Annotated in this window: 23 protein-coding genes; 15 read left to right on the forward strand and 8 right to left on the reverse strand. The window is 36.8% G+C overall.

All coding sequences use genetic code 11. From position 1 onward, the window contains the following. Positions 1-22 precede the first annotated feature (22 nt). The 4 genes from BAZ10_RS11775 to BAZ10_RS11790 all read right to left on the reverse strand — a co-directional run bounded on the left by BAZ10_RS11775 (position 23) and on the right by BAZ10_RS11790 (position 4,227). Positions 23-496: a YdeI/OmpD-associated family protein gene (locus BAZ10_RS11775; protein ID WP_078772478.1), complete on the reverse strand. Its 474-nt coding sequence runs from the start codon at positions 494-496 to the stop codon at positions 23-25. Next, positions 486-1,391, reverse strand: coding sequence for a YARHG domain-containing protein (locus BAZ10_RS11780; protein ID WP_165689662.1), 906 nt, complete (start codon positions 1,389-1,391; stop codon positions 486-488). Before BAZ10_RS11780 ends, BAZ10_RS11775 begins: the two co-directional genes overlap by 11 nt. After that, positions 1,330-2,016: a DUF2306 domain-containing protein gene (locus BAZ10_RS11785; RefSeq protein WP_078772216.1), complete on the reverse strand. Its 687-nt coding sequence runs from the start codon at positions 2,014-2,016 to the stop codon at positions 1,330-1,332. The genes BAZ10_RS11780 and BAZ10_RS11785 overlap by 62 nt, the downstream gene beginning before the upstream one ends. Positions 2,017-2,094: 78 nt before the next feature. Continuing rightward, positions 2,095-4,227 carry a S46 family peptidase gene (locus BAZ10_RS11790; protein WP_078772217.1) on the reverse strand — a complete coding sequence of 711 codons (2,133 nt, stop codon included), beginning with the start codon at positions 4,225-4,227 and terminating at the stop codon, positions 2,095-2,097. Positions 4,228-4,339: 112 nt separating this feature from the next. Here BAZ10_RS11790 and BAZ10_RS11795 point away from each other — a divergent pair, with 112 nt between their 5' ends. The 7 genes from BAZ10_RS11795 to BAZ10_RS11825 all read left to right on the forward strand — a co-directional run bounded on the left by BAZ10_RS11795 (position 4,340) and on the right by BAZ10_RS11825 (position 11,572). Further along, on the forward strand, positions 4,340-5,164 hold the full coding sequence (locus BAZ10_RS11795) for a GLPGLI family protein (protein WP_078772218.1): 825 nt from the start codon (positions 4,340-4,342) through the stop codon (positions 5,162-5,164). 342 nt (positions 5,165-5,506) lie between these two features. Then, positions 5,507-6,943 carry a tRNA (N6-isopentenyl adenosine(37)-C2)-methylthiotransferase MiaB gene (gene miaB / locus BAZ10_RS11800; RefSeq protein WP_078772219.1) on the forward strand — a complete coding sequence of 479 codons (1,437 nt, stop codon included), beginning with the start codon at positions 5,507-5,509 and terminating at the stop codon, positions 6,941-6,943. Positions 6,944-6,950: 7 nt separating this feature from the next. Continuing rightward, a complete protein-coding gene (locus tag BAZ10_RS11805; RefSeq protein WP_078772220.1) occupies positions 6,951-7,313 on the forward strand; it encodes a hypothetical protein in 363 nt (120 codons plus the stop codon). A gap of 68 nt (positions 7,314-7,381) precedes the next feature. Next, a complete protein-coding gene (locus BAZ10_RS11810) occupies positions 7,382-8,668 on the forward strand; it encodes a sigma-54 interaction domain-containing protein (RefSeq protein WP_078772221.1) in 1,287 nt (428 codons plus the stop codon). After that, positions 8,669-9,382, forward strand: coding sequence for a hypothetical protein (locus tag BAZ10_RS11815; RefSeq protein ID WP_078772222.1), 714 nt, complete (start codon positions 8,669-8,671; stop codon positions 9,380-9,382). Continuing rightward, positions 9,366-9,914 carry an LptE family protein gene (locus tag BAZ10_RS11820; RefSeq protein ID WP_078772223.1) on the forward strand — a complete coding sequence of 183 codons (549 nt, stop codon included), beginning with the start codon at positions 9,366-9,368 and terminating at the stop codon, positions 9,912-9,914. Before BAZ10_RS11815 ends, BAZ10_RS11820 begins: the two co-directional genes overlap by 17 nt. Beyond that, positions 9,914-11,572, forward strand: a complete 1,659-nt coding sequence (locus BAZ10_RS11825) for a hypothetical protein (RefSeq protein WP_245803807.1) — start codon at positions 9,914-9,916, stop codon at positions 11,570-11,572. The genes BAZ10_RS11820 and BAZ10_RS11825 overlap by 1 nt, the downstream gene beginning before the upstream one ends. 58 nt (positions 11,573-11,630) lie before the next feature. Here the strand turns inward: BAZ10_RS11825 and BAZ10_RS11830 are convergent, their stop codons facing one another. The 4 genes from BAZ10_RS11830 to BAZ10_RS11845 are packed head-to-tail and all read right to left on the reverse strand — an operon-like array spanning position 11,631 to position 14,013. Next, positions 11,631-12,242, reverse strand: a complete 612-nt coding sequence (locus BAZ10_RS11830; RefSeq protein WP_078772224.1) for a DUF4126 domain-containing protein — start codon at positions 12,240-12,242, stop codon at positions 11,631-11,633. A gap of 43 nt (positions 12,243-12,285) precedes the next feature. Next, positions 12,286-12,636 (reverse strand): ribonuclease P protein component, encoded by a 351-nt coding sequence (rnpA, locus tag BAZ10_RS11835; RefSeq protein ID WP_078772225.1) that lies wholly within the window; start codon positions 12,634-12,636, stop codon positions 12,286-12,288. A 22-nt stretch (positions 12,637-12,658) separates the two neighbouring features. Further along, positions 12,659-13,393, reverse strand: coding sequence for a tRNA threonylcarbamoyladenosine dehydratase (locus BAZ10_RS11840; protein WP_078772226.1), 735 nt, complete (start codon positions 13,391-13,393; stop codon positions 12,659-12,661). Then, positions 13,387-14,013 (reverse strand): TatD family hydrolase, encoded by a 627-nt coding sequence (locus BAZ10_RS11845; protein ID WP_078772227.1) that lies wholly within the window; start codon positions 14,011-14,013, stop codon positions 13,387-13,389. The genes BAZ10_RS11840 and BAZ10_RS11845 overlap by 7 nt, the downstream gene beginning before the upstream one ends. A gap of 90 nt (positions 14,014-14,103) precedes the next feature. Between BAZ10_RS11845 and BAZ10_RS11850 the strand changes: the two genes are divergently transcribed. The 8 genes from BAZ10_RS11850 to recN all read left to right on the forward strand — a co-directional run bounded on the left by BAZ10_RS11850 (position 14,104) and on the right by recN (position 23,303). Further along, positions 14,104-14,745 (forward strand): TetR/AcrR family transcriptional regulator, encoded by a 642-nt coding sequence (locus tag BAZ10_RS11850; protein WP_034871777.1) that lies wholly within the window; start codon positions 14,104-14,106, stop codon positions 14,743-14,745. Next, positions 14,726-16,039 carry a TolC family protein gene (locus tag BAZ10_RS11855; protein ID WP_078772228.1) on the forward strand — a complete coding sequence of 438 codons (1,314 nt, stop codon included), beginning with the start codon at positions 14,726-14,728 and terminating at the stop codon, positions 16,037-16,039. Before BAZ10_RS11850 ends, BAZ10_RS11855 begins: the two co-directional genes overlap by 20 nt. A gap of 24 nt (positions 16,040-16,063) precedes the next feature. After that, complete coding sequence (locus BAZ10_RS11860) at positions 16,064-17,152, forward strand: HlyD family secretion protein (protein WP_078772229.1); 1,089 nt, start codon at positions 16,064-16,066, stop codon at positions 17,150-17,152. Positions 17,153-17,205: 53 nt separating this feature from the next. Further along, positions 17,206-18,783 (forward strand): DHA2 family efflux MFS transporter permease subunit, encoded by a 1,578-nt coding sequence (locus tag BAZ10_RS11865; protein ID WP_078772230.1) that lies wholly within the window; start codon positions 17,206-17,208, stop codon positions 18,781-18,783. A gap of 177 nt (positions 18,784-18,960) precedes the next feature. Further along, complete coding sequence (gene bamD / locus BAZ10_RS11870) at positions 18,961-19,977, forward strand: outer membrane protein assembly factor BamD (RefSeq protein WP_078772231.1); 1,017 nt, start codon at positions 18,961-18,963, stop codon at positions 19,975-19,977. Between the two features lie 25 nt (positions 19,978-20,002). Continuing rightward, the gene (locus BAZ10_RS11875) at positions 20,003-20,326 is read left to right on the forward strand and encodes a DNA-directed RNA polymerase subunit omega (protein WP_009086749.1); all 324 of its coding nucleotides are present in this window, start codon (positions 20,003-20,005) and stop codon (positions 20,324-20,326) included. A gap of 88 nt (positions 20,327-20,414) precedes the next feature. After that, positions 20,415-21,626 (forward strand): bifunctional phosphopantothenoylcysteine decarboxylase/phosphopantothenate--cysteine ligase CoaBC, encoded by a 1,212-nt coding sequence (gene coaBC, locus BAZ10_RS11880; RefSeq protein WP_078772232.1) that lies wholly within the window; start codon positions 20,415-20,417, stop codon positions 21,624-21,626. 24 nt (positions 21,627-21,650) lie between these two features. After that, complete coding sequence (recN, locus tag BAZ10_RS11885; protein WP_078772233.1) at positions 21,651-23,303, forward strand: DNA repair protein RecN; 1,653 nt, start codon at positions 21,651-21,653, stop codon at positions 23,301-23,303. The last annotated feature ends 57 nt before the right edge of the window (positions 23,304-23,360 follow it).

Genomic DNA, 23,360 nt, shown 5'->3' on the forward strand with positions numbered 1-23,360 from the left:
AATATACAAAAAATCTATGAATTTAGATGCCTTTTTTGCCGGAAATTATCATGTCAATTAATTTTGACTTTCTGTTTTCCCGTGTTTCCGGTTTCTTAGCATCTGTAATCCAGCGCATATATTCTTTGCGATGTGTATAAGACATCGCATCGTAAAGTTCTTTAGCTTCAGGATGCTTATTGAAAAGTTCCGCAATATCCTCCGGAATTTCCACAATACGCTCTTCCTTGTCTTCCCATAATATGACGGAAACACTGTCTCCGAATGTTTTATTCAAACTTTTTCGTACTTCCTGTGTTAGTCCAAGCATATGACAGGAAGACTTCATTTTGGCAAGGCTTCCACGATATTCAACGGCATCATCAAAAAGAGCTTTTATCTTTACTTGTCCTTTCTTGCCGAATAACTCTTCTGTACTAAAAGGAAAGTCAACATAAGCAGCATTCATATCCTCATGCTGAAGAATAATAGCATCAAATTTTACCTTACCTGCCATAAGAGTCATAAGTGTCTTTCGCGTACTTTTCCATTCTGCTTAAGAGTTGCGCATTTTCTTTTTCCAGAGGTGAAAGTTCTTTGTCTACGTTATTGCTTACAGGTACATACCAGTCTGTATATTCAAAGAAGTTACGGTAGGTTTGTTTCTTGAAAGAATATCCATGACGTGCAAAAATGGTATTACGAAGAATTTCTAAATCCAGTTTTCTTAGATTTTTCAGCTGTTTCTCAGTAAGTTTTTGAGTAGAAGAATTGATTTTGTAAACATCATCGGATGCTGAACGATAAACCTGCTGGGTATAAGTTTGCATTTTGCCGTCATCATCTTTATAAGTTTCCTTTTTCTCTTTAGGTGTTGTCCAGTCTACAAACTCTGTATCCTTACTCAGCATAAAGTTGGGATTGTATACAAACTGCTTTTGGACCAGATCCAGTTTTTTATACGGGGATTTTACACTTGTAGTACTATAGGCTGTCCATTGACCAATTAAAGAATCGTTTCGTGTAAATAGTTCGAATCTCCCATCATCTTTACGATTTCCAGGCTCATCCAGAATAAAAGATATTTTATTGCCCTGATCACTGGTTTTCCCGATTAACGGACGCTGATTTCCCGATACAATACTTTGTGCCCAAACAGTATCTGCTGTAATACGGTCTATTTTAATACTTATTTTTTTGGTCTCTCCGCTTTCATCATCAGGATTTCGTTTGTAGTCCGGATAGAAAGACCCGGTCCAGATACCATACAATTCCTTATGGAACTCCGGAGCCATAACCTTTTCCGGAGCTGCTTTGACAGAATCTTTTTTATTCTCCAAGGAAGTAACCTTAGCTTCCTTTTTGCACGAAAACAGGGAGAGCAAGACTCCGAAAATAACGAGCTTTTTCATATTTATATTTTTTTAGTATTAATAATTCGATGATTACTAAATTGGGAACCCATCCTAGCCATGCAATAATCAGATAGACTTCCATGGGATTGGGCTGAAAAAGATAAACCAGAATAACCTTCCACATTCTCAGGGTTAAAGCAGAAACAGCAAGCGCATAACTTCTGTTCATCCATTGCTGATGGCTCTTAATATCTTTTTTGAAAATTTTTACCATTGCCATGAAGGTGGTAAACCACCATAAACAACCTAAAATTACGAAAGACAATTGTGCCCAGAAGCCTCCGTTGGCACGTATACCCATATATATACCTGAAGGAGCAGAAAATAATAAAAGTCCCGCCACATATACATATCCTGAATATTGGTGGATGGTTTTATGATTCTTACGGGTAGTAAAAAACTGAATGAATCCAGCGAGCAATACGAAAATGCTGCTGTATACATGCATGTAAAAAATGGGCAGATAAAATGGGAGAGTTGTAACCTCAGTCTGTTTAATATTCAGAAAAGAAGCTGTAGGTGAAAAGGGTACATAGAATAATGTAATCCTACACATGAGTAAGAAAAACCAGATGAACAGTCCTATTAACGTCCATTTTGTGATATTCTTAGCAATAAGCATCTTTTTCAATCAGGTGTAACGAATTTACACAAAAAAACCTCACAATATTGTGAGGTTTATATTTTATTTGCAAAAGAACTACTTTACTAAAGTTAATTCACTAATTAAGTTTTTAGCACCTGCAAACTTGTCAATTACCCAAAGTACATATCTAACGTCTACGTTGATTGTTCTTTGTAGTTTAGGTTCAAAAACAATGTCACCGCTTAAAGCTTCACTGTTTCCATCAAATGCAAGACCTATAAGTCTTCCGTAACCATCGATAATTGGAGAACCTGAGTTACCTCCTGTAATATCGTTATTAGAAAGGAAGTTTACATGAAGTTGTCCGTCTTTGTCTTTGTACATACCATAATCTTTCTTTTTGTAAAGATCAAGAAGTCCTTGTGGAAGATCGAATTCTTCGTCACCTTTCTTGTACTTCTTAATCATACCTTCCATTGTGGTATAGTAATTCTGTTTGATACCTGTGTAGTCTCTGTCAGCTCTTTTAGGAAGCGTTTCAATCTTACCGTAAGTTAATCTGATAGTAGAGTTAGCATCCGGATAGAATTTTTTTTCAGGCATAGCTTTCATTAATCCGTCCATGAATAAACGGCTGTCTTTCTGGAAGCCTTCATCAGTTTTAGCATATTTTTCAGCTAATACTTTGTTGTCTCCGATATAGCCTGCAACAAACTTGTAAAGTTTATCATTAGCCAATTTTTCAGCGCTAGGGTTGTTCAGGAAGTTAATTACTGAAGCTGCATCTGCAAAAATTGAAGATTGCGCAATATTCGCAAGTTCTGATGCATTTACAGATTTTACAGTTGCAGAAGCAACATCTGCTGCTACTTTTGACTGATATAAAGATGCCATCTGAGATAGCATTTCTGCTTCAAGTTGAGTATTGAAACCTTCATAAGCCTGCTTAACAGCTGCTTCTAATTTAGGTTTCATAGCCGCCTGAGCAGACGCATCCTGCTTCATGTAGCTTGTTAAAGCATCTCCGATCTGGAAAGAATTTCTGATGTATTTAGCATTTCTTTGGAACTGCGCACCATAATTTTTCTCAATATTTCTGTTAGAAATCTGCTTGTAGTATGCGTCAGTATTTGCTAATACATTTGCATAAACAGCTTTGTTTTCAGCTTTATCAGCCCACTGTTGGTATTTCTTCTCAACCTCTTTTTTATCCCCAATTGTTCCGTTTTTGTAAACAGCTTCAATTGTTCCGGCTCTGTTTTTCCAGTAGTTAGCAACACTTGCATAGTTAGAAGCGTAGGCTAATCTTGTAGCATCGTCTTTATCCATGTGTTTCTTCATAACATCCATAGCTGTTTTAGAAGCCTCAACCCATGCCGGGTAATCTTTGCTTACCATCTGTTCGATCCCGAAAGAAGTAAGGTATCTGTTTGTTGTTCCCGGATATCCTACGATCATTGCAAAATCACCAGGCTTGTTTCCTTTTAGTGATATTGGTAAATGATGCTTAGGCTTTAAAGGAACATTGTTAGCTGAATACTCAGCAGGGTTGCCATTTTTATCAGCATAAACACGGAAAACAGAGAAGTCTCCTGTGTGTCTTGGCCATTCCCAGTTATCTGTATCACCACCATATTTACCAATAGATGAAGGCGGAGTACCCACCAGACGAACGTCTTTGAAATCCTGGAATACAAAATAGTAAAATTCATTTCCTTTGAAGAAATCCTTCACCACTACAGTGTATTTTCCGTTTTCAGAGTTTTCAGACTGGATAGCTTTGATCTCAGCATCGATAATAGCCTTTCTCTGATCAGCACTCATATCATTGTTCAGTTTAGACGTGATACGTTTTGTAGCATCATCCATTCTTACAAAGAATCTTACTGATAAGCCCTTAGAATTAATTTCTTCACCATTATTTTTTGCCCAGAAACCATTGGTAAGGTAATCTTTTTCTGGGGTAGATGCTGCAGCAATAGCGCCGTATCCACAGTGGTGATTAGTGAAAATAAGACCTTGCGGAGATACAATCTCTGCAGTACATCCTCCTCCAAATTGGAGAATAGCATCTTTCAAGCTGGAGTTGTTTACGGAATAAATTTCTTCCGGTGTAAGGTGTAGCCCTTCTTTTTGCATATCTACACCATTCAGTCGCTTAATGAGCATCATTAGCCACATTCCCTCGTCGGCTCTCATTTGTACGAAACTCACCATAAAAGTGAGTAAAAGGAATAATCTTTTCATTATGGTTTATTTTTAACCCCGCTAAAATACGGATAATGAGAAGGAGCAAAAAATTTTCTCCGATAAAATCAGATAATATTTACTTTTGTCTAAACTCTAACTCTAAGTTGATATGAAGAAAATATATATATTGCTTTTTATAAGTATGGCATTTGCACTTTCCGCTCAAAATTACAGAGCTATTTATGAACTGAAATTTAAACCTAACAAGGATAAAGATTCTGTTTTAACAGACTATTATTCGCTGGATATCTTTCCAAAGTTAGAAAAGACAAGCTTTTATAACCACAGCTATTATAAAAATGATTCCATTATGAATGCTTTAAGTGAAAAATCGGAACGGGAAGGTGGTGTTAATATTGATCTTAATTCACTCCCAAAAGCAAAATACCCTTTGGTCTATATAAAAGAAAATACTAAAAAATACTCACTTAAAACTATAGATGGAGATTCGTATAAGTTTCCTGATGAAAGCAAAATGACATGGAAAATACTAAAAGAGTCTAAAAAAATTAAAAACTGGAATTGCCAGAAAGCAGAGACAGAATATTCAGGACGAAAATGGACAGCATGGTATACTACAGATCTTTTATTCCCTGAAGGTCCTTATAAGTTCTCCGGACTTCCCGGGCTAATTGTTGAGATTTCTGATGACAAGAATGATTTTCATTTTGCACTTGAAGCTATTTATAAAAATGCTGAAAAGGTATACTTGCCCTCAGCCTACGAAAAATCTATTGTGGTGGACAAAAGCAAGTATGAGAAAGCTTTGTCTAATTATATTAAAGATCCTGCTTCCAAACTCAGACAAGGAACTATGGTTGACGAAAGTGGAAATCAGTTTCAGATTGCCGGTGGATTTAGCAAAGATTTTATAGATCAAGCTGTAGCAGAAAGACAGAAAAAAATGAAAGAATTTAATAATCTGTTGGATTAAAGATGTGAGATAAGAACAACAATTATTTTATTACTGAAAGAGATTGGGTAATGGAATTTAATACAGCTTTTAAAGCTGATGTATTTCTTAAATATTCTAAATTCTGTAGTAGAAGTAATTATAGAATACTGTACTACAATAAAGTATAATGCAATATTGATAAAATTCAGAAAGGTTCTAAAAATAAAATTTATCGAAAATTAAAGCTCTGTCATTTTGGCAGAAAAAGCGTAACTTTGCAAACTGAACTTAATCCGAAACAGGAGTTGATATTTTTTCAGGCTGTACGATATTGCACTGGACAACAGAATTCATGTTTCAGATTCTCAAATTATAAGAACCGTGCAGGAAAAATATATAGACGAAACCAAGCAAGGGGAAGCCTTTGCAATTGCTGAAAGACCGGAAAACGGTAAGAAGTTGTTTCTGGAAAGCTATGGATGCCAGATGAATTTTTCTGATTCCGAGATTGTAGCTTCGATTCTTAATGAACAAGGATATAATACAACACTAAAAGTTGAAGAAGCAGATCTTATCTTACTAAATACCTGTTCCATTCGTGAAAAAGCAGAACAGACTGTACGTATGCGCCTCTCTCAGTTCAAAAAACAAAAAGAATCCAATCCTAATTTAACGGTTGGAGTACTGGGGTGTATGGCGGAGCGCCTAAAAACTAAATTTTTGGAAGAAGAACATTTGGTAGATCTTGTAGTTGGGCCAGATGCATACAGAGATTTACCCAATCTTTTAAAAGAAACAGAGGGCGGAAGAGATGCAATTAATGTAATTCTTTCTAAAGAAGAAACATATGCAGATATTAACCCTGTACGTTTAGGTGGTAATGGTGTTACTGCTTTTGTAACAATTACAAGAGGTTGTGATAATATGTGCACATTTTGTGTGGTGCCATTTACCAGAGGACGTGAAAGAAGCCGTGATCCTCATTCTATTATAACTGAATGCGTGGAGCTATTTAACAATGGCTATAAAGAAGTAACCCTACTAGGACAGAATGTAGACAGTTACCTTTGGTACGGGGGAGGTCCTAAAAAAGACTTTGCAAAAGCCTCTGAAATGCAGAAGGCTACAGCAGTCAACTTCTCTAATTTATTGGCAATGGTTGCTACAGCTGTTCCGGATATGCGTATCAGATTCTCTACATCCAATCCTCAGGATATGAGTCTGGATGTATTTCATACCATGGCGAAATACGATAATATCTGTAAGTATGTTCACCTTCCCGTACAAAGTGGAAGCGACAATATGCTGAAAGCGATGAACCGTCAGCATACGCGAGCAGAGTATCTGTCTTTAATAAAAGAAGCTAAGAAAATTGTGCCTGAGATCTCTTTTTCACAGGATATGATTATTGGTTTCTGTGGAGAGACAGAAGAAGACCATCAGGATACACTTTCCTTAATGAGAGAAGTAGAGTATGATTATGGTTATATGTTTGCTTACTCCGAAAGACCAGGTACACCAGCACATAAGAAAATGGAAGATAATATTCCTGCCGATATAAAGCAAAAGCGTTTGGCAGAAGTTATCGCATTACAGGGAGAATTATCTAAAAAACGGATGAAATCCTATGTTGGCAGAAAGCATGATATTCTGATTGAAGGAACTTCCAGAAAGAATGAAAATCAATGGAAAGGAAGGAATTCACAAAACGCAGTATGTGTATTCGATAAACTGGAAGGGCAGAAGATAGGTGACATGGTGTCTGTTTTTGTGTATGATAACACTCAGGGTACACTTTTGGGGAGAACAGCCGAGTAAAAATTAAATGAGAAGTCTTTCATACATTATCATTTTAATGTCTTTGATTGGTAGCTACCAGTCAGAAAGTTCTTCTTGTGTACCTGCTTCATTCGGAAAGTATTGTAAAAAGCAACAGGGTGAATGTTTTAAGACAGATCAGCCGTCAGCTCATATCGAAAAGCTAAGACGATTCGTTTCACTCACCTTTTTCAAATTAAAAGAAAATCAACAAAAACAAGATTTTTGCTTCAGAGATGAATATGCTGTTAAAGCCCTTGTTTTTGATAAAAATAACAGAACCGTTTTTTTAAGTTCACCTTTTAAAATAGAAAGTAAGATTTCGAAGATCAGAAATAAAGATTACCTGGATTCAGTGTATAAAATTTAAAAATTGAACACTCTATTTAGCTAAAACATGGTTTGTAAAAAACCAAAAATCTTTAATCTTAAATTAAAATGTCAGAACTTCAGAATATAAAAGCCCGCTTTGGAATTATCGGAAATTATCCGGCTCTAAACAGAGCTCTTGAGAAATCCATGCAGGTAGCACCTACCGATATATCAGTTTTAGTAATTGGTGAAAGTGGTGTTGGTAAAGAATTTATTCCTAAAATTATACATAGCCTTTCGCATCGTAAGCACATGCCATATATTGTGGTAAACTGTGGTGCAATTCCGGAAGGAACTATTGATTCCGAACTATTTGGTCACGAAAAGGGTGCTTTTACGGGTGCTACAACCACCAGAAAAGGTTATTTTGAAGTAGCCGATGGTGGGACAATTTTCCTGGATGAGGTCGGAGAACTGCCATTGCAGACGCAGGTTCGTTTGCTTCGTGTTTTGGAAAGTGGTGAATTTATGAAGGTAGGATCTTCTGTCGTACAGAAAACCAATGTAAGAATCGTTGCTGCTACCAATGTAAATATGATGAAGGCTATTCAGGACGGACGTTTCCGTGAGGATTTGTACTACCGTCTGAATACAGTGCAAATTGATATGCCACCTCTGAGAGAACGTAAAGGAGATATTCACCTTTTGTTCCGGAAGTTTGCAATAGATTTTGCAGAAAAATACAGAATGCCGGAGGTTTATTTAACCGAAGATGGAGTTCATTATATAGAAAATTACTCATTTCCGGGGAATATCAGACAGCTTAGGAATCTTGTAGAGCAACTAACAGTTGTAGAACAGAAACGAGAAATAACATCGGAAGCACTGAGTCATTATATTCCAATGGTGTCCAACGCGCCAATGGTTATTACCCAGCCGAATCAGAATAGTAACAATACTGACTTCAATAACGAAAGAGAGATTATGTATAAAATCCTTTTCGATATGAGAAACGATATTAATGACCTGAAAACACTGACTTCAGAACTTATAAAGAACAGAGGAGCATCGGATCTTAGTAATCAGGAAAAAACTTTGATCAACAGGATTTATACACCTGAGTCTCAACAGGCAGTTGTTCCGAATTCGTTATTGTATTTCGAGAATAACAGCAATACACCGCAGACTCCCACAATAATATCTAATAATGGCGACGATAACTATGAAGACATAGAAGATATTGAGTTGGAAGAAGCAAGACCTGAATCTTTATCATTACAGAATAATGAAAAAGATTTGATTATTAAAGCCTTAGAAAAACATAAAGGAAGACGTAACAAAGCGGCTGATGAACTTGGAATTTCACAACGTACGCTTTACCGTAAAATAAAACAATATAACCTGGAAGATTAAGTGGAGAATTTATCACAACCGAAATACATTATTAACCCTAGCTACCAGCTAAACATCGGAAATGCTTTTTCGGATGGATTGGCACTTTTCAAAAAAGATACTGGCAATATTCTGATTAATTATCTTTTAACGATTATTATGGGAATGATTCCACTATGTAGCCTGTTGGGACTGGGTAATTTCTATAAAGCCTGTCGTAAAATAGAAAATGGAGAGAAGACTGATTCAGGGGATATTTTTAATTTCGATGATGTGATCCCTTATCTTATCTTTGCCGGGATTATGATCTTCGGTGTTTTGGCTTTGCTAATACCTGTAGAGGTTGTAATTCTTGTTTCTGCTGTGCTTACTGAAAGAAATCAGGAACAAGCTCCGGTTTTTGTTTTGATTATGATTATTGCGGTGGTTATCATTATTGCAATTATGATGGTTGTAAGCTCTGTAATGTACTACTATGTTGCAGTGGTTGCCCTTTTCGGTGTAAAAGATTTTTCAAATGCTTTCAAGATTTCCTGGAAGTTGTTCAAGAATAATGCACTATCTTCCATCTTATTTAGTATCGTGATAAGTATGGTAACCTCTGTCGGAATTTTGCTTTGTGGTGTAGGGATTCTTTTAACTTTACCTTTAGCAATTTGCATGCGCTATGCAGCAACAAAAAATATTATGATTAGATTTGAAGAACCAAAAATTGATTATGAAGGCAGCCTTTAAAAATAGATTTAAAATATTGCATTTCGGAAGTTTGATTTTAATATCACAACTTTTGGTTTCCTGTTATTCCTTTACGGGATCATCCTTAAAGCCTGATGTAAAGACAATTTTAATAAAGAATTTCCCCAATAATACTTCTTTTAACCCTAATCTTAGTCAGCAGTTCTCAACAGATCTGCAAAATAGATTTTTACAAAGAACAAATCTGAAAGGTACTACAGACATGCCGGATATTCTTATTGAAGGTGAGATTGTAGATTATCAGCCGTCAACACCAACAGCTATATCAACACCTTCTACATCACAGGCGACAGGAAATGTTCTGATGGCTGCACAAAATAAGCTTACTATTACAGTCAAAGTGCATTATGAGAATGCTAAATATCCGACCGAAAGTTTTGACAGAACATATTCTGATGAAGCTGTATTCAGTAATACAGCTTCAATGCAGGAAATTGAAGGAACCTACGTAAAGGTAGCGACAGACAGAATTATCAATAAAATTTTTAATGATATTGTAGCCAACTGGTAATGATGAATGAAAGAATTTTACATATAATAAAGTTCCCCGAAAGTTTAAAAGCATCGGATATTGGTGAGCTCAGAAGAGAAATATCCAATTATCCGTATGTACAGCCAATCCGGGCTTTATTTCTGATGGCATTACATCAGTTTCAGCCCGAGGCCTATCAGAAGGAACTTGCACTAACAGCGGCTTATACAACTGATAAAAAGATTTTGTACCAACTGATTAATCCTATTTCTTATCAACAGGAAGCAGCAGCAGAAGTACCTGTTCAGAAAGGAACAGCAGAAGTAGCTGTTGCCTCTGTGGAACCAAAAGTGGATGAAATTGAAGAAACTTCAACTGAGCCGGAAAAAGAGCCTGTTTTTGAAGAAAAAATAGAGGGAGTTGTTTCCGAGAATATAGAGTCAGTTGCCGGAATTCTGGATTCAGAGGAAGAAAATATTATAGATCTCCCGAAAGAAATGGAACATACAGAAGAAAATTATCTGTCAGCTCAGACTAGTTTTGCGGGGGCAGATAATTTTCTTCCGGATGTCAAGTTCAGTATACCGGACAATCATACTGAGTATGCCAAGGAGAAAAAGCCGTCTGCTGTTCCTGGATTCCACCATTCATTTGTCACTACAATTACCCAACCGATAATTACAGATGGACCAAAGTCTGTAGACAATCAACAGGAAGAAGAGAAACATATAGACCACTCAACACTTGATTTTGCGGACAATACTCATTTTGATTTCCTGAGCAGACCAGTGGAAGAAAATATTTCTTCTGATATATCGGGTAAAGTTGAAATTCAAGAGACTGAAGATATAAAAGTAGAAGAAGAAAATACTCCTGTAATCATCGACGAAGTTATTGTAGAAGAACCGGTTTTAGCTGAAACTTCGCAAAATGCTCCGGTTATAGATGACGACTGGAAACCAATGAACTTTGATGTTCATATTCCTGATGCATTGATAGGAAAATCTGAAATACAGGTTAAAGAGGAAAAATTACTGGAACCAGAATTAGAAGAAGAGATCATTCCGGAACCTGAAGTTGCAGAAGTTCGTGAAGCAGCACCCGTAACGGAAGAGGTTACAGAAAGCGAAATTGTAGAAGAAGTTTCTGCAACAGAACCTTCTGCAACAGAACCTTCTGAAAGACCTGTAATCAACTATTCTTTCTTTGGTGCAACAGATGCTGATAAAGCACAAGAAGAAGTAGTAAAACCTGAGACTGTAACAGAAGATCTACAAGGTAATAATGAAGAAAAAATGGAAGAGGAAATAATGACTGAACCTAAACAAGAAACAATTGTAACAAGTAATGTTTCTTCATTTATTAACACCTGGCAAAACTGGCTGCATAAAGAAAAGCCTGAGAATGTAGAGGTTGAAAAAAAGAATAAGGCAATTGAGAAGTTTATCGAAAACAATCCAAGAATTAGTGCTTTAAAGGACGAGTCGGATTATGTGATAAGAGATAAAGGTGATGATATTTCGCATCTGATGACGGAAACTTTAGCCAACTTATACTTAGGTCAGCGTTTGTACAATAAGTCTATAAATGCTTTTGAGATTCTCCAGAAAAAATTCCCTGAAAAGAAGAAAGAATTCCAGGAGAAAATTAATTATATAAAAGATTTGAAGTCTGGTAAAATCCAGCAGGAAGATTAGATAAAACAAAAGTCCGGAAGATTTTCTTCTGGACTTTTTTATTGATATCAATATCAGATTATTTTATTTCCGTATCAGGACTTCGGAGCTGCTTTATTTTGCGCCATATTTTTTTTCCATACCGAATACTCAGAACAATCAATAAAATGGTAATAATAAAAGCTATAATAGGTGCAGCTAATGCTAGTATGGACATTAAACTTCCGCCGAATGTTTCCGTGCTTGCTACCATAAAATTACCGGTTCCGCCGGTAGTTGCTGTAGATGTAGCCCTTAGGCCTGCGAATCCTGAACTTATTACACTGGCTGTTCCGCCACCGGCAATTAAGGCCAATGCCCATTGTGGAAATGTACCGAGATGGGTGAATTGGCTTGCAAACAGTAGAGTTCCCGCAATAGAGGCTAAAGGAATATTGATAGTATCCAGTAAATGATCTATAAAAGGTATATAGTAAGCCAGTATCTCTACCATCATAGCAATGCCTGTTGCTATAAGAGTTGGCAATCCGGCTAGCCATTGCCAATTTTCACTCATAGGAATCCAGCCAAAATATGATGCCAGGCTTACTGCGAAAAGAGGCATGAATACTCTGAATCCTGAAGCAGCAGCTAAGCCTATTCCGATAAATGCTCCGAGAATATATTGTAAGTATGAAATATGTTCCGGCATACCATAAATTTTATTAAATGTATGCAAAAAACAAATAGGATGATTAATTTTTACGACAAAGTTTTTTGTAAAAATGTTTCACTTGATCCAGATTTTCAGGAAGTTGTGGAGATGTCCAAAATAACATAATGTGAAAATGTTCCCCAAATTTTTCGTGCAAAAGAGGCTTGTTTAGTCTGTAAACTTCACGAAGTAATCTCTTTACTCTGTTTCTGTATACAGCTTTTTTGAAGTACCTTTTAGAAACGCTTACACCTACTTTGGTTTCGGATTCACTGGCAAGCCATATAATGCGAAGATTACCTGTAGTAATCCATTTGCCTTCTTTAAAAAGGCGGTCTATATCTTTCTTCGCTTTTAACTTTTCCGAAGATGGAAACCCGAATTCTTTCATTTAATTTTTTTTGGCTGATTATTTATTCAGCTATTTTATCTTGTATAAGATATCTTATAACTTCTGATGCTGCGTACAGCCCAAATATAGCGGGCATATAACTAATGGTCCCGTAAAAAGATTTCTTATAATTGCTGCCATCAGTCATCTTCAGACTGTCTTCTCTCTGTATTTCAGTAGAGAAAACACAGCGGAAGCCTTTATTAATGCCTTCTTTTTTTAGTCTTTTTCTAACTTGCTTTGCCAGATAGCAATTACGAGTCTTGCTAATGTCGCGTACCATTACCTTACTTGGATCAAGCTTTCCGCCGGCTCCCATGCAGCTTATTATTTTTATTTTATTTTTTCTGGCGGCTTTAATTAGTGCAAGTTTTGGGCTCACACTATCTATACAGTCTAAAATATAATCGAAATTTCCTGCCTGAATTACTTCTTCCATTCTTTCCGGGTTCAGAAATTCGTTGATTCTGGTTAAGTTTAATTCTGGATTAATATCCAGAATTCTTCTTGCCATTAATTCAACTTTGTCGTCTCCTACCGTTGAGTGAATAGCGGGAAGCTGGCGGTTTATGTTGGTGATATCTATAATGTCGCCGTCCACAATGGTCAGATTACCAACACCTGAACGCGCTATAAATTCTGCTGCAAAGGAACCAACTCCCCCCATTCCTACAATTAGAATATTGGACTTTTTTAGTTTCTCTATACCTGCTTCTTTTATTAGTAATTCGGTGCGCTCCAGCCAGATATCTACCATCTGAAAATTGTTTTTAAATTATAATCTACTATATTTTCCAGTTCCACTATAGAAATATCTCGTATCATTGCAGCTTTTTCATAAAGCTTTTCAATGCTGATATCAGCGGCGTCTGTCTCTAATACGAAAGACTCTTTGGGGATTTGCTGAAAAATTTTTTGCAAAGATAAATTATTCAGAAGTGAAGCTCCAAAAGACAAGTAAAAACCATTTTGCAATAATTGTGTTGCAATGGTTTCTCTTTTATTAAATCCATGGATAATTTTTGGAATACGAATTCCCTTACAAGCCATTATAACCTCGTTATAACGGCGTACACAGTGGATGGTTAGCGGTTTTTGCAGATCTTCTGCTATTACAATTTGCGATTTAAACACTTTTATTTGCTCTTCGATAGATGCATTTACGAAAGAATCCAGACCGCATTCGCCTATGGATAAGCAGTTTGGAGCTTTTGCAGCAATATGTACTTTTTCAATTTCAGACTCCCAATCCTCATTGATATCCTGAGGGTGCAAACCTATGGAGAAGAATTCCGGGAAAAATTCTTCATTAATAGATTTGTTGTAAACTCCCTTATAATCAGGAGTCTTATGGTGATGATGAAAGTCAAATATCATCTTCCAAAATTAAAAAATAAAATAATTGAAAAAAAATTAATTAAACGTTTGTTTAATAATATAAAAGTGAATTAAATTTGCATCCGTAAAATGAGAAAAATAAAAAAACTTAGTGAAAAGCAACTGCATATTTTAGAAGTTGCGGAAAGCCTTATAGCAGAGAAAGGCTTTAAAGGAACATCAGTAAGAGAAATTTGTAGTCAGGCCAATATAAACGTTGCCATGATCTCATATTATTTCGGTTCGAAAGATAAAATGATGTTTCATTTGTATCAGTACAGAGTTCAGAAAGCAAAGGAAAATTTCAGCAATTTTACACAAACGATTTCATCAGCAAGCCCGGCTATGCAAATGAAAGAAATTCTGAATTTTATCCTTGGACAGATCCTTAAATTCAATTACTTCCATGGATTTGTAACTAATGAATGCCATACTGCGGAACCTAATAAAGAATTTCTTCGTGATTTTTACGCATTATGTGTAACTAAATTTGAAGAAGTAGTTCAGAAAGGAATCGTGGTAGGTGAATTTAAAAAGGCTGTAAAGCCTGAAAATCTTCTGGCAACTATTCTCGGGACGATCATATTTAGCATCAGAAACAGAGAATTTTATCAGGCTTACCTGCCTGAGCATAACGAGGAAGATTACTATCAGAAATTAGAAGAACGATTAAAAACCCATTTATACAACACCGTATTTTCATTACTAGGGTATGAAACAAATGACAACTAAAATTCTCCTGTTGGCTGCATTTAGCGCCGCAGGTTTGGAATTTGCGCAAACAGTACAGAAGCTAACCTTGTCCGAAGCTATAGTACTAAGCATGAAAAATAACTCTAAAGTTAAAATTGCTGAAGCGCAACTGAATACAATGGACTCGAAAGTCCAGGAGGCCAAGAATAAAAGATTACCAGATCTGAAACTAAGCGGAAATCTGATGAAGCCATTTAATACAATGGAAATAAAATCAGAACTTCCGTTCCTGAATGGTGGTGGATCATCTCCATCTGCTCCGGATTATGTGGCAATACAGCAGCTAAATCTTGGAATGCCTCTTTTTGCAGGATTCAAGATTAAGAACGGAATTGCTGTTGCAGAATACCAGAAAAGTATTCAGCAGTATCAGTTGGAGAATGACAAGCAGGATATAGCTTTAGCTGCAACACAGGGATTTGTAAATTTATATAAAGCCAAACAGGCTATTAATGTAATCAACGAAAACCTATCCAGATCACATCAGAGAAGTGTTGACTTCGAAAAGCTGGAACAAAACGGAGTCGTTGCGAGGAATGATTTGATGAGAGTGAAGCTTCAGGAAAGTAATGTTAAATTGTCTTTGGCAGATGCTAAAAAGAATGTTAATGTACTAAACTATAACCTTGGAGTTCTCTTAGGATTGGCTGAAGGAACTGAAATAGATCCTGAAATAGGTGGAGACGAGACTCAGGAATTTGTAAACGAGCAAAATCTTCAGGAGCAGTCTTTACAACAAAGACAGGAATATAAAATTCTTTCGGAGCAGGAAAAGGTTGGTAAAGCTAATGTAGAAATTGCGAAAGCAGCATATTATCCGACAGTTTCTCTTACTGCAGGATATATCAATGCATGGATGCCTAATATTTTGCAGATCAATCATATGACGATGGCTGGTTTATCTCTTTCCTATGATCTTGCCAACTTGTATAAGAATAAAGCAACTGTACAAACAGCAAAACTACAACAGGTAGAAATTCAGGAGAACAGAAAAGCGTTGAATGATAAGGTGAAAACGGATATTCATAATGCATTTGAAGATTATCAGCTGGAAAATGAGAAGATTAAAGTTTACGAAGAGGCAGTGGGACAGGCTAATGAAAACTATAAAGTTGTAAAGAACAAATTCGACAATGGTCTTGCAACAACAACAGATCTTCTTACTGCAGACGTAGAGCAGCTTCAAGCTCAGCTTAATCTGGTTTACGGAAAAGCAGATAAAAAATGGTCTTATTTCAATTTACTAAGACAAACAGGAGAAATAAAATATTAATAACGGCAAATAATAAACATAGAAATGTCTGAACAAGTTCCAAATAAAAAGAAAATTAATTCAAAATTTATCGCCATCCTTGCGGTTCTTATTATCGGAGGCGGGGCATTTGGATTTTATAAATATCAGCATGCGCAAGTGCACCAGACAACTGATGATGCGCAGATAGAAACCAATATAACAGCTATCACTCCAAGAATTCAGGCCTTTATAAAAGAGGTAAGAGTAAAAGATAATCAATACGTGAAAAAAGGAGACACTCTTTTAATTCTTGATGCAAGTGATATTAATACTAAGGTAGAAGAAGCAAGAGCCGGAGTTTCTCAGGCTGAAAGCGGTATTACTGCTGCACAGGCGCAGACTGAAGCGTCTACTTCTACATTGCCTATTACAAATAGCCAGGTCGCGGCAATGAACGCTAATATTGATGCTGCAAAAGCTAAACTTTGGCAGGCGACACAGGATTATAACAGATACAGTAATCTTTATCAGGATCACAGCATTACAAAACAACAATTTGAGCAGGCTCGTACAGCAATGTTAGAAGCTCAGGCAACTGTAAAAGGGTTGGAAAGTCAGAGACTTGCAACGCAGAACCAGACACAAGCTACAATTTCTCAAAGTCATGCAGTAGGTTCTCAGGTATCTGTAGCCAAAGCTAACCTGGAGAAAAGTAAAGCGTCTTTAGAGGCTGCAAAAATTAATCTTTCTTATACTGTAATTACTGCACCAGTTTCAGGTTATGTTTCAAGAGTAGATTTGCAACAAGGACAACTGCTTAACCCTGGTCAACAGTTATTTAATATTGTAGATGAGCACATCTGGGTAGTTGCTAACTTCAAGGAAACACAGCTGGAAAAAATGAGAATCGGACAAAAAGTAGAAATTAAAGCAGATGCTTATCCTAATCATAAGTTTGAAGCAAAAATTGGTTCTTTTTCTCCGGCAACAGGAGCTCAGTTCTCGCTTTTACCACCGGATAATGCATCAGGAAACTTTGTGAAAGTAGTACAAAGATTACCAGTATCTATCGAGTTTGTAAACCCGAAAGATCCTATGCTGAAATATCTGCGTCCTGGAATGAATCTGGATGTTGATGTGACTACTAAATAATTTATAAATAAAAGAAACGGAAAATTCTCCGTTCTAAATACCTTAATTGATTAATGGAAAATCCGGATTCTCTGGTAGAATATGGTTTTAGAAGGGCTATTATCGTTTTAATGGCGGTATTGTGTGCCCTTCTCGAAATCGTAGATACTACCATTGTGAACGTGGCTCTGGACTCTATGAAAGGGAGTCTGGGGGTAACACTGGAAGACGTTGCCTGGGTAGTTACAGCGTATGCTATTGCAAATGTAATTATGGTACCCATGACGGCATGGCTTTCTCAGCAGTTTGGTAGAAGAAATTACTTTGTAGCTTCCATCATTGTCTTTACCGCAGCTTCTTTCCTTTGTGGAAACTCTACTTCAATGGCAGAGCTTATTATCTTCAGGTTTATACAAGGGCTTGGAGGTGGTGCCTTACTGGTAACTTCACAAACGATTATTACCGAAATTTTCCCGGTGGAGAAGAGAGGTATGGCTCAGGCCATTTATGGTATGGGAGTTATTGTAGGACCTACACTAGGGCCACCATTAGGAGGATATATTGTAGATAATTTCTCTTGGCCTTATATTTTCTATATCAACATTCCGCTTGGGATTATTGCAGCACTGCTGGCAATGAACTTTGTGAAAAGTCCAAGATATGGTGAGAAACGTAAGCCAAGTGAAGTAGACTGGTGGGGAATTATACTGCTTTCTACATCTGTAGGGTCTTTACAGTACGTTTTAGAGCACGGTCAACAGGACGATTGGTTTAATGATAAGATTATACTTATTCTGAGTATTGTTACTGTATTGTCGGCAATCTTCTTTTTATGGAGAGAATTAACAGCAAAATATCCTATTGTAAATCTAAGAGTATTGAAAAATACGAACCTGGCTGTAGGAACAGTACTTACTTTTGTATTGGGATTTGGTTTATATGGATCTACATTTATTGTTCCTATATACACACAGTCTATTCTTGGATGGACAGCAACCGATGCTGGATTATTATTGGTGCCGTCATCCATTATGACCGGACTTATGATGCCAATTATCGGGCGGTTACTTCAGAAGGGAGTACCCCAGAAATATCTGGTTACCCTGGGGTTTGCAATATTCTTCTTATACAGTCTTGCGATGTATTATGAGATGACTCCATATACTTCTACTGAAGAATTCTTTTGGCCGCTGGTAATCAGAGGAGTGGGACTAGGTCTGTTATTCGTACCGATTACAACATTATCTCTTTCCTCACTGAAGGGTAAAGAGATTGCAGAAGGAGCAGCATTTACAGGAATGATGAGACAGTTAGGTGGTTCATTTGGTATCGCAATTATTACCACATATATAGCGAGAGATTCTCAAAAACACAGAGTAAATCTAATGGCTCATATTGATATAACCAAAGACATTGTTGCGCAAAGAATACAGATGTATCAACAAATGATGATGTCAAAAGGAGCTACGGCACAGGAAGCATTAGGAAGAGCATATAAGCTGTTGGAAGGACAAGTGATGAAGCAGGCAATGGTATTAACCTACGCAGATGTTTTCCTGTACCTTGGTATATTATTCCTTATTTGTATTCCGTTTGTGCTTTCCATCAAGCAGGGGAAATCAAAGATAAATCCTGCCGATGCGGCGCACTAAACAGGTGGCGGAATCGTAATAAACAGATAATAACAGTATAGTGGTTTCTTAAAAAGAGATTACTATACTGTTAAACTATCATAAAAACAATTCTATTGTAAAAAAAATCTTATTTTTGCAGATCGAATAGGCAAACTAATAAGGAAAAGATTCCTTAGGTAAAGCCCGGAAATATTTATGAAAAAGATTCTAACCTTTATTACTCTTGCATTGATCGTTGTTTCTTGTAACAAAGAGTTTGACAACGCAATGAAAAGCGCAGACAAAGAAGTTATTCTTAAAGCAGCTGACAAATATTACGAAAAAAAGAATTGGAAGCAGGCTCTAGCGCTTTACGACAGATTACCAAATCTGCTTGCAGGAACCGATGAGTTAGCCGATATGAGCTACAAACAAGCTTATGCTAATTACTATGACAAAAGTTATAAATTAGCTGGGCACCAGTTTAAAAGCTTTACTGTAAATAACCCGAGAGATCCACGCAGAGAAGAAGCTGCTTATATGTCAGCACTATGTTACCATCAGGATTCAAGAGATTATAATTTGGATCAGGAAAGTACAATTGCTGCGATTAATGAGCTTCAGGAATTCCTGAATACTTATCCGGGTTCGGAAAGATCCAAAAATATTTCCAAGCTTGTAGATGAATTGTCTTACAAACTAGAGTTTAAAGCTTACGAGAATGCCCGTCAGTATTATAAAATGGCGGAATATAAAGCTGCAGATATAGCATTTGAAAATGTATTGGAAGATTATCCTTCTACAAAACTTCGTCCGCAGATCTTTAATTATATGATGAGATCTAAAGAAAGACTGGCTACATTATCTAGCTATGATCTGAAATCAGACAGAATAGAGAATGCTATTTCTTTTACTAAACAGGTGGAACGTGAATTTCCTAACTCCGACAACAGTAAAGATGCTGTGAAAATAAGAGAGTCTCTGGAGCATGAGAAAGAAAACTTTGCTAAACTTAAAGTAGAATACGATAAGAGAAGAGCAGAGAGAGAAGCAAGAATTAAAAAACTTTCAGCTGAACAAGCTGCTGAAATGGAAAAAAAAGCAGAAAATAACCGCAAGGCTAAAGCTGTAAAAGAATATAAAGATAAGGTAAGAGGCTTGCAAAAGGATTCAGCTGTATTAAATACACCACCTCCGGCAGCGACTTTCAAAATACCTAGAAAAAGCAACTAAAATTTTAAATTAAAGTAAATCAGATATGAGCGTTAAAGATTCTAAAGCACCAGTAAACACCATCACTTACGATAAGAATAAGATCGAAGAAAAAGTAGGAAGCATCTACGAAGCTATCGTAATTATGGGTAAAAGAGCGGAGCAGATTAATGCTGAAATCAGAACAGAACTTCACCAAAAATTAGATGAATTTGCTGTTCATAACTCAACTCTGGAAGAAGTTTTTGAAAACAGAGAACAAATTGAGATTTCTAAGAACTACGAAAGATTACCAAAACCAACTTCAATCGCAGTTCAGGAATGGATGGATGGTGATATCTATTTCCGTAAGACAGAAGACAGAAACTAAGCGTTTTACAACGACTTTTATGAATATTGGCAGGAAGATGTTTTTTTAAGACATCTTTTTGTCGTATTATTACTTCAAATTTTTCAGCATGGCGAACAGCTTACACGGAAGAAAAGTATTAGTGGGCGTTACAGGTGGTATTGCTGCCTATAAAATCCATTTTCTGATAAGAGAACTGGTGAAAAACGGTGCAGAAGTGCAGGTGATTATGACAGAGGATGCACACCAGTTTGTTACACCTCTCAGCCTTTCAACCTTATCCAGAAATCCGGTATATACAGATTTTTATAATACAGAAGGAACCTGGAACAATCATGTTGATATAGCACTATGGGCAGATGTAATGCTTATTGCTCCATGTACTGCCAATACACTGGCAAAGATGGCTACAGGATTATGTGATAATCTTTTACAGGCAACTTATCTTTCAGCTAAATGTCCTGTTTTTGTAGCTCCTGCAATGGATCTGGATATGTATGCACATCCTACAACAACTGAAAACCTGAAAAAGATTGAAGGTTTTGGAAACCGGATTATTCCGGCCGAAGAAGGCGAACTTGCAAGTGGACTTACGGGACTTGGCAGAATGGCCGAACCGGAAACTATATTCAGACATTTACAACAACTCTTTAGTACAGAGAATTCAAATTCTTTGCTTAAAGGCAAGAAGGTACTGATTACCGCAGGACCAACTTTTGAACCAATAGATCCTGTGCGTTTTATTGGGAATCATTCTTCCGGGAAAATGGGATTTGCATTGGCAGAAGAAGCTGCAGATAGAGGAGCTGAGGTTATTCTTATTTCTGGCCCGAGCAGTTTGCATACTACGCATCCCAATATTTCATTACACGCTGTAATCTCAGCGAAAGAGATGCTTGAAGAAGTATTTAAGTATTATGAGAATGTAGATGTAGCTATTATGAGTGCTGCTGTAGCAGATTATACACCCAAGTACTATTCGGATCAGAAGATCAAAAAGAAAGAACAAGACTTTATGATAGAGCTTGTGAAGAACCCTGATATTCTGAAGACAATGGGTGAAAAGAAAACTCATCAGTTATTAGTAGGTTTTGCATTGGAAACTCAAAATGAAGTAGAATATGCTAAATCTAAATTGGTACAGAAGAATCTGGATCTTATTATACTGAATTCACTTCAGGATTCTGGTGCAGGATTTAAGAGAGATACCAATAAGATCAGTATTTTTACAAAAGAAGGAGAAAGTAAGGTATTCGACCTTAAAAAGAAGACAGAAGTAGCAGAGGACATCCTAAACGTAGTAGAAGAGAAATTACACTAAACAAATAGCGTAAACGAAGGAAAAATGTTATCTAAAATATTCATTCAGAATTTTGCATTGATAGATCGGCTGGAAGTAGACCTACATAAGGGATTACAGGTGATTACCGGAGAAACAGGAGCTGGTAAATCGATTATTCTTGGTGCACTGCGCCTAATGATGGGCGAAAGGGCAGATCTGAAGTCAATTGCCGATGCCGAAAAGAAAAGTATCGTGGAAGGGACTTTTGTACTGGATGAGGCGAAGTTTAAAAGCTTTTTTGAAGATAACGATCTCGACTTTGAGAAAGAAACACTTATACGCAGGGAAATTGCACCTGCCGGTAAATCAAGAGCTTTTGTCAATGATGTTCCTGTTACATTATCCGTATTACAAGAACTTTCTGAAAGACTAATAGATATTCATTCACAGTTTGAAACATCTAATCTTTTTTCAGAAGCATACCAGTTTGGAATAATCGACGGACTGGCAAAAAATCAGAAATTATTAGCCGATTATCAGTCGGAATTTAAAATTTATACACAGGCAAAAGCCAAACTTTTGCAGTTAGAAAAACGCCTGGCAGAAGGAAATAAAGAGGCAGATTACCATCAGTATCTTTTACAGGAACTGGAAGAAGCACAACTGGATCAGTTGAATCTGGATGAACTTAAAAATGAACTTTCTGCACAAGAAAATGCAGAAACGATTATAGAACAATTATCACAGACCTATCAGCTTTTGCAGCAGGATGAAGCCGGAGTACTTACTATTCTGAACGAAACTAAAGCAAGGCTTTCAAAGATTACGGGATATTCCGAAAACTATGAACAGCTCTCTGAGCGTATCCAGAGTCTATATTTTGAACTAAAAGATATAGCGGATTCTTGTGAAAACGAACTTGAAAAAGTACAAATGAATCCTGAAGCTCTGGCAGAGCTTAATACCAGACTCAATCTGGTAAATACGTTATTGATCAAGCATCAGGTGCAGACTGTAGAAGAACTTGTCAGTATCCGTGATGAGTATGCTAAAGAGCAAAATCTTGCAGAAAACCTGGAAGAACACATCAAAGAACAGCTTCAGTATATTGAACAACAAAAGTCGAAACTCAAAAAAATAGCAGCGGAACTTACTAAAAACAGAAAATCCGGAGCTAAAATTTTTGTAGAAAAAAGTCAGCATATTTTACAGCGCCTTGGCTTAGAAAAAGCCAGAATGGAGGTAGATCTAAGCGAAGATCCTGAGTTTAATGAATACGGGAGCGATACTATTCAGCTTTTATTTCAGGCTAATACGGGTTTCCCTATGAAACCTGTTCATACAGCTATTTCCGGAGGAGAGAGATCCCGAGTAATGCTCGCTGTTAAAAAGATTATGGCTGAAAATTCCGAATTGCCAACCCTGATTCTGGACGAAATAGATACCGGAGTTTCCGGCCGTGTAGCCGAAGAAATTGGAAAATTAATGCATGAGATGGGACAGGATATGCAGCTTATTGTTATCACCCATCTGGCTCAGGTTGCTGCCAAAGGAGATTACAATTATAAAGTAATGAAATCCGAAGTAGGTGGAAAAACGCAGTCGACTATTATTCCTCTGAATCAGGATGAAAAGCTGCATGAAATTGCCCAATTGCTTAGTGGTAGTAAGATCACTGAGGCAGCAATAGAACAGGCAAAAGAACTGATGCTGTAGTTTCGTTTTCCGAAAACTGGCAACGTTGCAGGGTTTTCTCTATTTTTGTACGAATTA

Source organism: Elizabethkingia occulta (genome assembly GCF_002023715.1).
GTDB lineage: Bacteria > Bacteroidota > Bacteroidia > Flavobacteriales > Weeksellaceae > Elizabethkingia > Elizabethkingia occulta.

Excerpts from the sequence above, each read along its gene's own strand:
- BAZ10_RS11805 (WP_078772220.1), top strand. The coding sequence starts at position 6,951 with ATGAGAAGTCTTTCATACATTATCATTTTAATGTCTTTGATTGGTAGC.
- BAZ10_RS11790 (WP_078772217.1), bottom strand. The coding sequence starts at position 4,227 with ATGAAAAGATTATTCCTTTTACTCACTTTTATGGTGAGTTTCGTACAA.
- bamD (WP_078772231.1), top strand. The coding sequence starts at position 18,961 with ATGAAAAAGATTCTAACCTTTATTACTCTTGCATTGATCGTTGTTTCT.
- BAZ10_RS11775 (WP_078772478.1), bottom strand. The coding sequence starts at position 496 with ATGGCAGGTAAGGTAAAATTTGATGCTATTATTCTTCAGCATGAGGAT.
- recN (WP_078772233.1), top strand. The coding sequence starts at position 21,651 with ATGTTATCTAAAATATTCATTCAGAATTTTGCATTGATAGATCGGCTG.
- BAZ10_RS11840 (WP_078772226.1), bottom strand. The coding sequence starts at position 13,393 with ATGGTAGATATCTGGCTGGAGCGCACCGAATTACTAATAAAAGAAGCA.
- BAZ10_RS11785 (WP_078772216.1), bottom strand. The coding sequence starts at position 2,016 with ATGCTTATTGCTAAGAATATCACAAAATGGACGTTAATAGGACTGTTC.
- coaBC (WP_078772232.1), top strand. The coding sequence starts at position 20,415 with ATGGCGAACAGCTTACACGGAAGAAAAGTATTAGTGGGCGTTACAGGT.
- BAZ10_RS11850 (WP_034871777.1), top strand. The coding sequence starts at position 14,104 with ATGAGAAAAATAAAAAAACTTAGTGAAAAGCAACTGCATATTTTAGAA.
- rnpA (WP_078772225.1), bottom strand. The coding sequence starts at position 12,636 with ATGAAAGAATTCGGGTTTCCATCTTCGGAAAAGTTAAAAGCGAAGAAA.
- BAZ10_RS11820 (WP_078772223.1), top strand. The coding sequence starts at position 9,366 with ATGAAGGCAGCCTTTAAAAATAGATTTAAAATATTGCATTTCGGAAGT.
- BAZ10_RS11875 (WP_009086749.1), top strand. The coding sequence starts at position 20,003 with ATGAGCGTTAAAGATTCTAAAGCACCAGTAAACACCATCACTTACGAT.
- BAZ10_RS11825 (WP_245803807.1), top strand. The coding sequence starts at position 9,914 with ATGATGAATGAAAGAATTTTACATATAATAAAGTTCCCCGAAAGTTTA.
- BAZ10_RS11780 (WP_165689662.1), bottom strand. The coding sequence starts at position 1,391 with ATGAAAAAGCTCGTTATTTTCGGAGTCTTGCTCTCCCTGTTTTCGTGC.
- BAZ10_RS11795 (WP_078772218.1), top strand. The coding sequence starts at position 4,340 with ATGAAGAAAATATATATATTGCTTTTTATAAGTATGGCATTTGCACTT.
- BAZ10_RS11855 (WP_078772228.1), top strand. The coding sequence starts at position 14,726 with ATGAAACAAATGACAACTAAAATTCTCCTGTTGGCTGCATTTAGCGCC.
- BAZ10_RS11860 (WP_078772229.1), top strand. The coding sequence starts at position 16,064 with ATGTCTGAACAAGTTCCAAATAAAAAGAAAATTAATTCAAAATTTATC.
- BAZ10_RS11810 (WP_078772221.1), top strand. The coding sequence starts at position 7,382 with ATGTCAGAACTTCAGAATATAAAAGCCCGCTTTGGAATTATCGGAAAT.
- BAZ10_RS11845 (WP_078772227.1), bottom strand. The coding sequence starts at position 14,013 with ATGATATTTGACTTTCATCATCACCATAAGACTCCTGATTATAAGGGA.
- BAZ10_RS11830 (WP_078772224.1), bottom strand. The coding sequence starts at position 12,242 with ATGCCGGAACATATTTCATACTTACAATATATTCTCGGAGCATTTATC.
- BAZ10_RS11865 (WP_078772230.1), top strand. The coding sequence starts at position 17,206 with ATGGAAAATCCGGATTCTCTGGTAGAATATGGTTTTAGAAGGGCTATT.